The 13854-nt window shown below is 71.7% G+C and carries 10 protein-coding genes and 1 pseudogene; 4 read left to right on the top strand and 7 right to left on the bottom strand.

Features of this window, described 5'->3' with window-relative positions:
- Positions 1-10: 10 nt before the first annotated feature.
- Entirely contained in the window at positions 11-2524 is a 2514-nt protein-coding gene (locus tag OIE75_RS05030; protein ID WP_307010013.1) for a DEAD/DEAH box helicase, read from the bottom strand.
- A 145-nt stretch (positions 2525-2669) separates the two neighbouring features.
- On the opposite strand from OIE75_RS05030, the gene OIE75_RS05025 reads away from it, so the two are divergent.
- On the top strand, positions 2670-3464 hold the full coding sequence (locus OIE75_RS05025; RefSeq protein ID WP_307010011.1) for a metal-dependent hydrolase: 795 nt from the start codon (positions 2670-2672) through the stop codon (positions 3462-3464).
- A gap of 20 nt (positions 3465-3484) precedes the next feature.
- Here the strand turns inward: OIE75_RS05025 and OIE75_RS05020 are convergent, their stop codons facing one another.
- From OIE75_RS05020 to OIE75_RS05005, 4 genes are all read right to left on the bottom strand, one after another.
- Positions 3485-3766: a type B 50S ribosomal protein L31 gene (locus OIE75_RS05020; RefSeq protein ID WP_307010010.1), complete on the bottom strand. Its 282-nt coding sequence runs from the start codon at positions 3764-3766 to the stop codon at positions 3485-3487.
- Between the two features lie 63 nt (positions 3767-3829).
- A complete protein-coding gene (locus OIE75_RS05015; protein WP_307010009.1) occupies positions 3830-4300 on the bottom strand; it encodes a DUF5709 domain-containing protein in 471 nt (156 codons plus the stop codon).
- Positions 4301-4735: 435 nt separating this feature from the next.
- The gene (locus OIE75_RS05010) at positions 4736-6517 is read right to left on the bottom strand and encodes an ABC transporter ATP-binding protein (RefSeq protein WP_307010008.1); all 1782 of its coding nucleotides are present in this window, start codon (positions 6515-6517) and stop codon (positions 4736-4738) included.
- On the bottom strand, positions 6514-8412 hold the full coding sequence (locus tag OIE75_RS05005) for an ABC transporter ATP-binding protein (protein WP_329469716.1): 1899 nt from the start codon (positions 8410-8412) through the stop codon (positions 6514-6516). The genes OIE75_RS05010 and OIE75_RS05005 overlap by 4 nt, the downstream gene beginning before the upstream one ends.
- 194 nt (positions 8413-8606) lie before the next feature.
- On the opposite strand from OIE75_RS05005, the pseudogene OIE75_RS05000 reads away from it, so the two are divergent.
- Positions 8607-9355 (top strand): annotated as a pseudogene (locus OIE75_RS05000) (hypothetical protein).
- Between the two features lie 17 nt (positions 9356-9372).
- On the opposite strand, the gene OIE75_RS04995 reads toward OIE75_RS05000, so the two are convergent.
- Positions 9373-9840, bottom strand: a complete 468-nt coding sequence (locus OIE75_RS04995; protein ID WP_307010003.1) for a MarR family winged helix-turn-helix transcriptional regulator — start codon at positions 9838-9840, stop codon at positions 9373-9375.
- 120 nt (positions 9841-9960) lie between these two features.
- On the opposite strand from OIE75_RS04995, the gene OIE75_RS04990 reads away from it, so the two are divergent.
- Positions 9961-11763 (top strand): ABC transporter ATP-binding protein, encoded by a 1803-nt coding sequence (locus OIE75_RS04990; protein WP_329469714.1) that lies wholly within the window; start codon positions 9961-9963, stop codon positions 11761-11763.
- 202 nt (positions 11764-11965) lie between these two features.
- Positions 11966-12718: an endolytic transglycosylase MltG gene (gene mltG, locus OIE75_RS04985; RefSeq protein WP_373463065.1), complete on the top strand. Its 753-nt coding sequence runs from the start codon at positions 11966-11968 to the stop codon at positions 12716-12718.
- A 12-nt stretch (positions 12719-12730) separates the two neighbouring features.
- On the opposite strand, the gene OIE75_RS04980 is transcribed toward mltG, so the two are convergent.
- Complete coding sequence (locus tag OIE75_RS04980; RefSeq protein ID WP_307010000.1) at positions 12731-13810, bottom strand: NAD(P)-binding domain-containing protein; 1080 nt, start codon at positions 13808-13810, stop codon at positions 12731-12733.
- Between the last annotated feature and the right edge of the window lie 44 nt (positions 13811-13854).

Raw genomic sequence — 13854 nt, 5'->3', positions numbered from 1 at the left:
TCTCCTGTGCTCACAGCTGGCCGACATCGGTGACGCGGACGACAGCCCGGCCCTCCGCGTCGGAGGCCGTGAGGTCGACCTGAGCGCTGATGCCCCAGTCGTGGTCGTCATTCGGGTCGTCGAAGATCTGCCGCACGCGCCACAGACCGTTCTGCGGCTCCTCCTCGATCACCAGCAGCTTCGGGCCGCGGGCGTCGGGACCGGTGCCGAGGTCGTCGTACTCGTCCCAGTACTTGTCCATCGCCTCGCCCCACGCGTCCGCGTCCCAGCCCGCCTCCGCGTCCATCTCGCCCAGCTCGTCGACATGGTCGAGGGCGGCGAGTTCGACCCGGCGGAACATGGCGTTGCGGACCAGGACCCGGAAGGCCCGCGCGTTGGCGGTGACCGGCCGCACCTGATCGGCCTTCTCCTGTGCCTCCTCGGCGGTCATCTCCTCCGGGTTGGCGAGTTGTTCCCACTCGTCCAGCAGGCTGGAGTCGACCTGGCGCACCATCTCGCCGAGCCACTCGATCAAGTCCTGAAGGTCCTCGGACTTCAGGTCGTCCGGAACGGTGTGGTCGAGGGCCTTGTAGGCGCTCGCCAGGTAGCGCAGCACGATGCCCTCGGTGCGGGCCAGTTCGTAGTGGGAGACCAGCTCCGTGAACGTCAGCGCCCGTTCGTACATGTCACGGATGACCGACTTGGGCGACAGAGGATGGTCACCTACCCAGGGGTGGCTCCTGCGGTACGTGTCGTAGGCGTGGAAGAGCAGCTCCTCCAGCGGCTTCGGGTACGTGATGTCCTGGAGGCGCTCCATGCGCTCCTCGTACTCGACACCGTCGGCCTTCATCGCGGCCACGGCCTCACCGCGCGCCTTGTTCTGCTGGGCGGCGAGGATCTGCCGCGGGTCGTCCAACGTGGACTCCACGACGGACACCATGTCCAGCGCGTACGACGGCGATTCCGGGTCCAGCAGCTCGAAGGCCGCCAGGGCGAACGTGGACAGCGGCTGGTTCAGCGCGAAGTCCTGCTGGAGGTCCACGGTCAGGCGCACGTCGCGCCCCTCGGCGTCCGGCCGGTCGAGCTTCTCGACGATGCCGCCGTCCAGCAGCGAGCGGTAGATGGCGATGGCCCGCCGGATGTGTCTCAGCTGCTGCTTGCGCGGCTCGTGGTTGTCCTCCAGCAGGTGCCGCATCGCGGCGAAGGCGTCGCCCGGGCGGGCGATCACCGACAGCAGCATGGTGTGCGTGACCCGGAACCGGGACATCAGCGGCTCCGGATCGGAGCCGATGAGCTTGTCGAACGTGCTCTCCGACCAGGCCACGAATCCCTCGGGAGCCTTCTTGCGGACGACCTTCCGCCGCTTCTTCGGGTCCTCACCGGCCTTGGCGAGCGCCTTCTCGTTCTCGACGACGTGCTCCGGCGCCTGGGCGACGACGAAACCCTCCGTGTCGAACCCGGCACGGCCCGCCCGGCCCGCGATCTGGTGGAACTCCCGGGCCCGCAGCGTGCGCACCCGAGTGCCGTCGTACTTGGTCAGCGCCGTGAACAGCACCGTCCGGATGGGGACGTTGACGCCCACGCCCAGGGTGTCCGTCCCGCAGATCACCTTGAGCAGACCGGCCTGCGCGAGCTTCTCCACCAGCCGCCGGTACTTGGGCAGCATGCCGGCGTGGTGGACGCCGATGCCGTGCCGGACGTAGCGGGAGAGATTGCGGCCGAACTTGGTGGTGAAGCGGAAGTTGCCGATCAGGTCGGCGATCCGCTCCTTCTCCTCACGCGTGCACATGTTGATGCTCATCAGCGCCTGCGCCCGCTCCACGGCCTGCGCCTGCGTGAAGTGCACGATGTAGACGGGCGCCTGCCGGGCGGCCAGCAGATCGGTGAGCGTCTCGGTCAGCGGCGTGTAGCGGTACTCGTAGGAGAGCGGCACCGGGCGGGTGGCCGAGCGGACCACCGCGGTGGGCCGGCCGGTGCGGCGGGCCAGGTCCTTCTCGAAGAAGGAGACGTCGCCGAGGGTCGCCGACATCAGGACGAACTGGGCCTGCGGCAGTTCCAGCAGCGGAATCTGCCAGGCCCAGCCGCGGTCCGGCTCCGCGTAGAAGTGGAACTCGTCCATGACGACCTGGCCGATGTCCGCGTGCTTCCCGTCACGCAGCGCGATCGACGCCAGGACCTCGGCGGTGCAGCAGATGACGGGTGCGTCCGCGTTCACGGACGCGTCGCCGGTCAGCATGCCGACGTTCTCGGTACCGAAGATCTTGCACAGCTCGAAGAACTTCTCCGACACCAGCGCCTTGATCGGAGCTGTGTAGAAGGTGACCTCGTCCCGCGCCAGGGCCGCGAAGTGGGCGCCCGCCGCGATCATGCTCTTGCCGGAGCCGGTGGGCGTCGACACGATCACGTTCGCCCCGGAGACCACCTCGATCAGCGCCTCCTCCTGATGGGGGTAGAGCGTGAGACCGCGCTCCTGGGCCCACGCCTCGAAGGCTTCGTACAGGGCATCGGGGTCGGCGGTCCGCGGCAGCTGATCGATGAGGGTCACGCCCCCATCTTGCCTGCCCCGCGTCGCGATGGGGGAATCGGCTGTCCGCATGAAGATCACGAACGCTACGCTGGGTCGCCGACGAGGCATCAGTGGACCCGGACAACTGCACAGCGGCACACGAGGAATGGGGCGGGCAACGGCGATGATGGGACCAGCACACTCACTCTCGGGCGCCGCGGCATGGCTCGGCGTCGGGGCGGCGGCCGCCGCCGTGGGACACCCGATGCCGTGGCCGGTGCTGCTCGCGGGGGCCCTGATCTGTGCGGGCGCGGCGCTGGCCCCGGACCTCGACCACAAGGCGGCCACCATCTCCCGCGCCTTCGGGCCGCTCTCCCGGGGGCTGTGCGAGATCGTGGACAAGCTGTCGTACGCCGTCTACAAGGCCACGAAGAAGCCGGCCGACCCGCGACGCTCGGGCGGGCACCGCACCCTCACGCACACCTGGCTGTGGGCCGTCCTGATCGGCGCGGGCACGTCGGTGCTGGCCATCACGGGTGGCCGCTGGGCGGTCCTGGCGATCCTCTTCGTGCACATGGTGCTGGCCATCGAGGGCCTGCTGTGGCGGGCCACCCGGGGCTCCAGCAGCGACGTGCTGGTCTGGCTGCTGGCCGGGACGAGCGCGTGGATCATCGCCGGGATACTGGACAAGCCGGACGGCGGCGCGGACTGGCTGTTCACCGCGCCTGGCCAGGAGTACCTGTGGCTGGGGCTGCCGGTCGTCCTCGGCGCGCTGGTGCACGACATCGGGGACGCGCTGACCGTCTCGGGCTGCCCCATACTCTGGCCGATACCGGTGGGCCGGAAGCGCTGGTATCCGATCGGGCCGCCGAAGCCGATGCGGTTCCGGGCGGGGAGCTGGGTGGAGCTGAAGGTGCTCATGCCGGCGTTCATGTTGCTAGGGGGAGCGGGCGGCGCGTCGGCGCTCAACTTCATCTGAGGGAAGCGGGCACCGTCACCTCAGCCGGAGGCGCCGGCGTCCTGCCCCGCGTCGCCGCCCTCACCGCCGTAGCGCCGCTCGAAGCGGGCCACCCGTCCCTCCGAGTCCACGGTTCGCGCCTTGCCCGTGTAGAAGGGGTGGCTCTCCGAGGAGATCTCCACCTCCACCACCGGGTAGGTCTCCCCGTCGTCCCACGCGATGGTCTGGTCGCTGGTCGCGGTGGACCGGGTGAGGAAGGCGTAGCCGGCACTGCGGTCGCGGAAGACCACGGGCCGGTACTCGGGATGCTTGTCCTGCTGCATGGCTGCTCCTCGTGCCGCGCGGATCTTGGAGCGGACGACGTGGATGTGCCGCCCCTGGGGGTGTCAGCCGGGCAGCGCGTCCTCGTCGACGACGTGCATCGCGGCCTCCTCGGCGGAGGCGGCCGCGCCGTCGATGCCCACGTCCAGGGCCACCAGCGCCGGCTCCTCGTCCTCGTGCGCCCCCTCGTCGGGTGCCACGAGCCTTCCGGAACGGTCGGCGCCCACCTCGCCGTCCAGCAGTTCTCCGTCGGTGCCGTCGGCGTCCCCCAGCCCGTCGCCCTCGGGAGCGAGCTCGTCGGGCCGCTCCTCGGCGAGCCGCTGGTCGAGGGTCTCGCCCTCGTGACGTTCGGCTGCCGTCACGCCGGTGTGTTCCACCGCCCAGGGGCGCTCCGGCGGGGACCAGCCGCGATCGAGGGGATCGCCCACACCGTCGTTCTCGAGCGTGTCCTCGCTGTCGAGCAGCCCGGTGTCCTCCCGCTGCTCCGATCCGTCCGGTTGGTAGACGTCGTCTCCCCATCCGTCGGCGCTGTTCACGGGTACCTCCAGGGGGTGGGGACCGGCCCCTTCTCGCCGCGCACCGCGGCGGACCGCCGCTGCACGGGGCACAGGCTTCGCCCGTCGCGGAACCGCACGGTCCCCGGGCTCACCTCGAGCCGGTGCCTACCCCCAGCCTTCCACTCCGGTTCGGGACCGCGCAACGGCACGGACCCCGCCCGGGTGGCCGCCGTCCCTGTCCACCCCGCTCCTCGCCACATCGCCGCTCCGTCCGGCACCCTCGCTTCGGTCCGGCCCGCGGCCGCCTGGTCCGGCACGGGTGAGCTGCGGTCTCGGGCCGGTGAGCGGCGGTCCACGGCCGATGGGCTGCCGTCCGGCACCGATGGGGGCCGACCGGGCCGGACCGATGCCGGTGCCCGGTCGCACCCGAACCCGATCCCGAATCCGCCCCCGCCGCCGGAGGGCGCCGCGGGTTCACCCGTGCCAGGACCGCCACAGTGCCGCGTAGGCGCCGTCCGCCGTCACCAGCTCGTCGTGGCTGCCCAGCTCGCTGATCCTGCCGTTCTCGACCACGGCGATGACGTCCGCGTCGTGGGCGGTGTGCAGCCGGTGGGCGATCGCGATCACCGTGCGACCGTCCAGGACCCGGGCCAGGGACCGTTCGAGATGACGTGCGGCCCGCGGGTCGAGCAGCGACGTCGCCTCGTCCAGCACCAGGGTGTGCGGGTCGGCCAGCACCAGCCGGGCCAGGGCGATCTGCTGGGCCTGCGCGGGAGTGAGGGCGAAGCCTCCCGAGCCGACCTCGGTGTCCAGACCGTCCTCGAGTGCGCGGGACCAGTCGTCCGCGTCGACCGCGCCCAGCGCCGCCCACAGCTCGGCGTCGGTGGCGTCCGTCCTGGCCAGCCGGAGGTTGTCGCGCAGGGAGCCCACGAAGACGTGGTGCTCCTGGTTGACGAGGGCGACGTGGGAGCGGACCCGCTCCGCGGACATCCGGGACAGTTCGGCGCCACCCAGGGTGATCCGGCCGTCACGGGGACCGTAGATTCCGGCGAGCAGCCTGCCCAGCGTGGACTTGCCGGCGCCCGAGGGCCCGACCAGGGCGAGCCTCGTGCCGGGGGCGACCTCCAGCGACACCTGGCGCAGGACGTCCACGCCCTCGACGTAGCCGAAGTGCACGCGGTCGGCGTGGACGTCCCGTCCCTCGGGGGACAGGGCGCCGTCACCGGCGTCCGGTTCGATGTCCCGCACGCCCACGAGCCGGGCCAGGGAGACCTGGGCCACCTGGAGCTCGTCGTACCAGCGCAGGATGAGGCCGACCGGGTCGACCAGCATCTGCGCGATCAGGGCGGCCGTAGTCATCTGCCCGACCCCGATCCAGCCCTGCAGGACGAACACACCGCCGATCAGCAGGACGGAGGCGAGCACGGTCACATGGGTGACGTTGATGACCGGGAAGAGCACCGACCGCAGCCAGAGCGTGTAGCGCTCCCAGGCCGTCCACTCCCTGATCCGCTGCTCCGACAGCTCGATGCGCCGGGCGTCCAGACGGTGCGACTCGACGGTGCGTCCGGCGTCCACCGTCTCGGCGAGCGCGGCGGCCACCGCGGCGTACCCGGCGGCCTCGGACCGGTAGGCGGAGGGCGCCCGTCGGAAGTACCAGCGGCAGCCGATCACCAGAAGCGGCACCGCGATCAGCACCACCGGTGCCAGCGGCGGAGCGGTGACCACCAGTCCGCCGAGCAACAGCACCACCCACACGGCACCGATCGCCAGCTGGGGTACCGCCTCGCGCATGGCGTTGGCGAGCCGGTCGATGTCCGTGGTGATCCGGGACAGCAGATCCCCGGTACCGGCCCGTTCCAGCACGCCGGGCGGCAGTCCGACCGACCGCACGAGGAAGTCCTCGCGCAGATCGGCCAGCATCCGTTCGCCGAGCATGGCCCCGCGCAGCCGCACCTCGCGGACGAAGAGCGCCTGCACGGCGAGGGCGAGCACGAAGAACGTGGCCGTGAGGCCGAGATGCAGCTCGCGGGCGCCGTCCGAGACCCGTTCCACGAGCCCGCCCAGCAGGTAGGGGCCTGCCATCGAGGCGATCACGGCCACGGTGTTGACGGTGACGAGGAGCAGGAACGCCCGGCGGTGGCGGCGCAGCAGTTCGCCCGTGTAGGCGCGGACGGTCGCGGGAGCGCCGACGGGGAGGGTGTTCGCCGTCGTGGGGGCCGCCGGGTCGTACGACGGTGGTGCGACGCCGATCATGCCTTCTCCTCGATCTCTTCCAGTCGGTGCAGTACGTCGCCGTCGTGGCGCAGTACGTCGTCCTCGCCCAGTACGTCGTCCGGGGTTTTCGCCGGGCGGCCGCCGACCGCGGTCACGTCCGTGCGGGCTGTCGTCTCCTCTTCGGTCTCGCGGGTCACCACCGCCCGGTACCGAGGCTCGGTGTGCAGCAGATCCCGGTGCGTGCCGGTCGCGGCGACCTCGCCCTCGTGCAGGAAAACGGTCCGGTCCGCGCGGTCCAGCAGCAGTGGCGACGAGGTGAACACCACCGTGGTGCGCCCCGCGCGCAGCTCCCGTACGCCTTCCGCGATCCGTGCCTCGGTGTGCGAGTCGACGGCTGAGGTCGGTTCGTCCAGGACGAGCGCCTCAGGGTCCGTGATCAGGGACCGGGCCAGGGCGAGTCGCTGGCGCTGGCCGCCCGAGAGCGAGCGGCCCCGCTCGGTGATGCGAGCGTCCATGGGGTCTTCCGCATCGAGCGAGCCCTGCGCGAGGGCGGCCAGCACGTCGCCGCACTGGGCGGCGGCCAGCACGTCGCCGCACTGGGCGGCGGCCAGCGCGTCCCCCGCGCGCACTGCGCCGGAGGCGGGTACGTCGAGCAGTTCGCGGAGGGTGCCGGAGAGCAGCACCGGGTCCTTGTCCTGCACCAGGACGGCCGTGCGGGCGGATCCGAGGGGCAGCTCGTCGAGTGGCACCCCGCCCAGCAGGGCCGACGTGCCCTCCTCCGAGGGGTGTCCGCCGAGCCGTTCCGCCAGACGTCCGGCCGTGTCCGGGTCGCCGCACACCACGGCGGTGAACCGGCCCGACGGGGCGAGGAGACCGGTGGCCGGGTCGTACAGATCGCCGGTCGGGATCTCGGCGGTGCGCGTCCCCGCGGTGTCCGTGGCCCGTTCCAGCGCCAGCACCCGGGCGGCACGCTTGGCCGAGGGCTTGGAGAAGGAGTACGCCATGGCGATCTCCTCGAAGTGCCGCAGCGGGTAGGTGAGGAGCATGACGGAGCTGTAGACGGTGACGAGTTCGCCGATGCCGATGCGTCCCTCCCGGGCCAGGTGGACGCCGTGCCAGACCACCGCGATCAGCAGCAGGCCCGGCAGCAGCACCTGGATCGCGGAGATCAGGGACCACATGCGCGCGCTGCGCACGGCCGCGTGGCGCACCTCCTGGGAGGCGCTCCGGTAGCGGTCGAGGAAGAGCGCCTCGCCGCCGATGCCGCGCAGCACACGCAGGCCGGCGACGGTGTCGGAGGCGAGTTCGGTGGCCCGGCCGGCCTTCTCACGCTGGACGTCGGCCCGCCGGGTGGCCCGGGGGAGGAGGGGCAGTACCGCGAGGGCCAGCACCGGCAGGCCCACGATCACGACGACGCCGAGGGCCGGCTGGTAGACGACCAGCGCGACGCAGACGAGCACGATGGTGAGCGCGGCCGCGGTGAAGCGGGAGACGGCCTCCACGAACCAGCCGATCTTCTCGACGTCGCCGGTGGACACGGCCACGACCTCGCCGGCCGCGACGCGCCGGGTCAGTGCCGAACCGAGCAGCGCGGCCTTGCGGGCGAGCAGTTGCTGTACTCGGGCCGCGGAGGTGATCCAGTTGGTGACGGCGGCGCGGTGCAGGAAGGTGTCGCCGAGCGCGTTGCCGGCGCAGCAAAGCGCCATGAGACCGCCCGCGAGGGCGAGCCGGGTGCCGGAGCGGTCGACGACGGCCTGGATGGCGAGCCCGACGCAGAAGGGCAGGGCGGAGACGGAGGCGAAGTGCAGCAGGCCCCAGGCCAGTGACTTGAGTTGGCCGCCCAGCTGGTTGCGGAACAGCCACCACAGGAAGCGGGAGCCCGAGCGTGCGTCCGGCACACCCGGGTCGGGATACGGAAGGTCTTGGATCTGCATGACGTCCCAGTGGCTCGTGTCAGGAGGTGCCGTTGCCACACGGCATCGAGAGGCTGCAAACCGTGAAAGGTTCGCGTCGAGGCATGCCCAAAATCAAGCGGTTTTCCGCGGTGGGGCACGGATCAGGCTGCTTCCGCCGTACCCGCGCCGGGCGTTGGGGACGCGGTTGTGGACGCTGGTGCGACCATGGACCGATGGGAAGTGGTGGCACACGGCGTACGGCGGTCGCGATGGCGGCCCTGGGATCCCTGACGGTGGCGGCGCTGGCCGGCTGCGGCGGCCCCTCCGGGGGCGGTACGGAGGACCGGGGGAGCGGACCGGCCGACGGGGCCGGGCACGCGAGTGCCACGGCCGACCCGACGCGGATCCCCGGCGTCGGCGACCGGTACCAGCGGCTGGTGCCGGCCGGTTCCCGGCAGGTCGTGGCGGTGTACGGCGACGGCCCGGACTCCGCCGACGCCACCGTGGTGCTCTACACGAAGCAGGGCTCCGCCTGGCACCGCGCCCGCGGTTGGGCCGCGCACAACGGCACGAAGGGGTGGACCACCGACCACCGCGAGAACGACAAGCGCAGCCCCGTAGGCGTCTTCACGCTGAGCGATGCCGGCGGCGTGCTCCCGGACCCGGATCCCGCCCCGGGCTGCCGTACACCCGTTCCGCGTCCTTCGCGGCGCCGAGGTGGTGGGCGAAGTCGTACTGGCACGACTTCGACTACGTCATCGCCATCGACTACAACCGCGTCAAGGGCACCTCACCGAACGATCCGACCCGTCCCCAGGGCGCGTCCAAGGGTGGCGGGATCTGGCTGCACATGGACCACGGGAGCGGCACGTCGGCCTGTGTCAGCCTGCCCAAGCCGACGATGGAGTACCTGCTGCGCACGCTGGATCCGGACGCACGTCCCGTGGTGGTGATGGGGGACAAGGGGCGGCTGAAGGCCTGACAGCGCCCTGGAACGCCTCAGCTCCGGGCGGCGCCGCGGTCCGGTCCGCAGCCGGGGCCGTCGACCAGCGTGTCCAGGAGACCGCCGAGCACCGCGCGTTGCTCGTCCGACAGTGGCGCCAGGATCTCCTCCGCGGCCGAGCGGCGGGCGCCGCGCAGTTCACTCAGGGCCGTGCGTCCGTCGTCGGTGAGCTCGATCCGGATGACCCTGCGATTGGCCGGATCCGGGGCACGTCGCACCTTCCCTGCCGCCTCCAGCCCGTCGACCAGCGTCGTCACCGCCCGGGGAACCACCTCGAGGCGCTCGGCCAGGTCGGCCATGCGCGGCGGCGAGCCGTAGTGCGCCAGGGTGCGCAGCAGCCGGGACTGGGCCGGAGTGATGCCGAGGGCGCGGTGCTCCAGGTGGCGCTTCTGGATGCGGTGCACCCTGCGGGTGAGCCGCAGCAACTGCTCGGCGAGCAGGCCGTCGGGATCGGGGGCGGTCATGCGGGAACAATATCAGGACGATATTCATTGTGAGTATAGGTAACAATGACCTATGCTCCGCAAGGCCGGCGATCCGAGGGATCCGCCGGCCCTCCACTGCCGACACCCCCGTAGGAGCCCATGCAACCCGACCGCGCGTCCACCTGGACCGCACCCGCCGACGCCGAGGAACAGCCCCGGCAGGTGCGACGCATCCTGAAGCTGTTCCGCCCGTACCGGGGCCGCCTCGCGGTCGTCGGACTGCTGGTCGGCGCCGCCTCGCTCGTCTCGGTCGCCACGCCCTTCCTCCTGAAGGAGATCCTGGATGTCGCGATCCCCGAGGGGCGCACCGGCCTGCTGAGCCTGCTCGCCCTCGGCATGATCCTCGGCGCCGTCCTCACCAGCGTCTTCGGCGTGCTGCAGACGTTGATCTCCACGACCGTGGGCCAGCGCGTCATGCACGACCTGCGCACCGCCGTCTACGGCCGGCTCCAGCAGATGTCCCTCGCCTTCTTCACCCGCACCCGCACGGGCGAGGTCCAGTCCCGCATCGCCAACGACATCGGCGGCATGCAGGCGACCGTCACCTCCACGGCGACCTCCCTGGTCTCCAACCTCACCAGCGTGGTCGCCACCGTCGTCGCCATGCTCGTCCTCGACTGGCGCCTGACCGTCGTCTCGCTGCTCCTGCTCCCGGTGTTCGTGTGGATCAGCCGCCGCGTCGGCAAGGAGCGCCGGAAGATCACCACCCGGCGCCAGAAGCAGATGGCCGCGATGGCCGCCACGGTCACCGAGTCGCTCTCCGTCAGCGGCATCCTGCTCGGCCGCACCATGGGCCGCTCGGACTCGCTCACCCGCGCCTTCGCGGACGAGTCCGAGGGGCTGGTCGACCTCGAGGTGCGGTCGAACATGGCGGGCCGCTGGCGGATGGCCGTCATCACGATCGTCATGGCCGCCATGCCGGCCGTCATCTACTGGACCGCCGGCATCGCCCTCCAGTTGGGCGGGCCGGAGGTCTCCCTCGGCACGATCGTCGCCTTCGTCTCGCTCCAGCAGGGCCTGTTCCGTCCGGCCGTGAGCCTCCTGTCGACCGGTGTCCAGATCCAGGCGTCGCTCGCGCTCTTCCAGCGCATCTTCGAGTACCTCGACCTGCCGATCGACATCACCGAACGCGACGAGCCGGTCCACCTCGACCACATCAAGGGCGAGGTCCGCTTCGAGAACGTCGGGTTCCGCTACGACGGCAAGGGCTCCGCGGTCCTCGACGGCATCGACATCACCGTCCCGGCGGGCAGCAGCCTCGCCGTCGTCGGCCCGACCGGCGCCGGCAAGTCCACCCTCGGCCACCTGGTGCCGCGCCTGTACGACGCGACGGACGGCCGGGTCACCCTCGACGGGGTCGACGTGCGCGACCTGGACTTCGACACCCTCGCCCGGGGAATCGGCGTGGTCTCGCAGGAGACGTACCTCTTCCACGCCTCGGTCGCCGAGAACCTGCGGTTCGCCAAGCCGGACGCCACCGACGCCGAACTGGAGGCGGCCGCGCGGGCGGCCCAGATCCACGAACACATCGCCGCCCTGCCCGACGGCTACGACACGGTGGTCGGCGAGCGCGGCCACCGCTTCTCCGGCGGGGAGAAGCAGCGTCTGGCCATCGCGCGCACCATCCTGCGCGACCCGCCCGTCCTGGTCCTCGACGAGGCGACCAGCGCGCTGGACACCCGTACCGAGGCCGCCGTGCAGGACGCCATCGACGCGCTGTCCGCCAACCGGACCACGGTCACCATCGCCCACCGCCTGTCCACCGTCCGGGACGCCGACCGCATCGTCGTCCTCGACGCCGGGCGCCTGGCCGAACAGGGCACGCACGAGGAACTCCTGGAGCGGGACGGACGCTACGCGGCACTGGTCCGCAGAGACGCCCGACTGGAGCCGACAAGATGACGATATGCCGGGTTTGTGTGCAAATCGGGGTTACCGTGCCCGCATGCAGACGAACACTCCGCGACGAAGCGCGAGGCGCGCGAGGAGCGCCGGCAGCACCAGGAGCCCGAGGAGCCTGAGGAGCCCGAGGCGGACGATTCGGCTGACACGCCGGGGCCGCGTCGCCCTGATCGCGGCCGGCGCCGTCGTGGCCGCCACCGCCGTGGCGGTGCCCCTGCTGACGACGGACGAGGAGGGCGAGCCCCGCCCCACCTCGCTCGTGATCCCCGAGGGCTGGCGGGCGACGCAGGTCTACGCGGCCGTCGACAAGACGCTCGAGCTGCCCGCGGGCACCACCAAGAAGTCCCTGACCAAGGCCGACCTCAAGCTGCCGAACGACGCCGAGGGAAACCCCGAGGGCTATCTCTTCCCGGCGACCTATCCGCTCGGTGAGTCCCCGACGCCGGAGAAGCTGCTGGAGGCCATGGTCGACGCGGCGAACAAGAAGTTCACCGGCGCGCCGGTCGCCGCGGGCGCCCAGCGCAACGCGCTGAACGTCTATCAGGCCGTCACCATCGCCAGCATCGTGCAGGCGGAGGCCGCCGCCAAGGAGGACATGGGCAAGGTGGCCCGGGTGGTCTTCAACCGGCTGGAGCGCGGGATGCCGCTCCAGATGGACTCCACCATCAACTACGCCCTGGGCCGCTCCACGCTGGACACCACCACCAAGGACACCCGGGTCGACAGCCCCTACAACTCGTACCAGCGCATGGGCCTGCCGCCCACGCCCATCGCCAACCCGGGCGACGTCGCGATGACCGCCGCGATCAATCCGACCCCCGGGGACTGGCTGTACTTCGTCACCGTCAAGCCGGGCGACACCCGCTTCACCGCCGACTACGCCGAACACCAGCGCAACGTCGCCGAGTTCAACCGGGCCCGGAAGAGCGCCTCGAAGGCGGCCGGGGCCGCGTGACCGGGCGGGGCGTCATGCGGCCACCGGTGCCTCCTCGGCCAGCAGCCGCCTGATGTCCCGCACGGCCGAGCGCCCCGCCCGGTTGGCGCCGATGGTGCTGGCAGACGGACCGTAGCCGACGAGGTGGACCCGCGGATCGGCGACCGCGCGCGTCCCCTCGACCCGGATGCCACCGCCCGCCTCCCGCAGCCGCAGCGGCCGCAGATGATCGATGGCGGGCCGGAACCCGGTCGCCCACAGGATGACGTCCACGGCCACGCGCCGCCCGTCGCCCCACTCGATCCCCTCGGGCGTGATCCGGTCGAACATGGGCTGCCGGTCCAGCACGCCCGACTCCAGCCCCGCCCGGATCGCGTCGTTGAGCGGCAGCCCCGTCACCGACACCACGCTCTTCGGCGGCAGCCCTTGCCGCACCCGTTCCTCCACGAGCGCCACCGCCGCCCGGCCCGCGTCCTCGTCGAAGGGCCCCTCGCGGAAGACCGGGGGCCGCCTGGTCACCCAAGTGGTGGAAGCGGCGAACGAGGCGATCTCCAGCAGATGCTGCGTCCCCGAGGCACCGCCGCCGACCACGACCACGCGCTGCCCGGCGAACTCCTCGGGCCCCGCGTACTGGGCGGTGTGCAGTTGCCGGCCCCGGAAGGACTCCTGCCCGGGGTAGCGCGGCCAGAAGGGCCGGTCCCAGGTGCCGGTCGCGTTGATCAGGGCGCGCGCGGACCAGGACCCGGCCGTAGTCTCCACGAGCAGCCGCCCGCCCGTCCCCTCGCGCACCGCGCGCACGTCGACGGGCCGACGCACCCGCAGGCCGAAGGTCCGCTCGTAGTCGGCGAAGTACCCGCCCACCACCTCGGCGGACGGCCGCGCCGGATCCGCGCCGGTCAGCTCCATGCCCGGCAGCGAATGCATGCCGTGCACCTTGCCGTACGTCAGTGACGGCCAGCGGAACTGCCAGGCGCCCCCGGGACCGGGCGCGTGGTCCAGCACCACGAAGTCGCGTTCCGGCTCGAAGCCGGTGCGCCGCAGGTGATAGGCGGCGGCGAGTCCCGCCTGACCGGCCCCGATGACGACGACCTCGACCTCGTGTGTGTAGTTCACGCTTCTACCAACGGCGCCGAGGGTCTGGATCTTCCCGCGGTGTC

Source organism: Streptomyces sp. NBC_01723 (assembly GCF_036246005.1).
In the GTDB taxonomy this organism is placed as follows: domain Bacteria; phylum Actinomycetota; class Actinomycetes; order Streptomycetales; family Streptomycetaceae; genus Streptomyces.
Note: the sequence above shows the minus strand (reverse complement) of the source record. Positions and strands in the feature narration are given on the sequence as shown.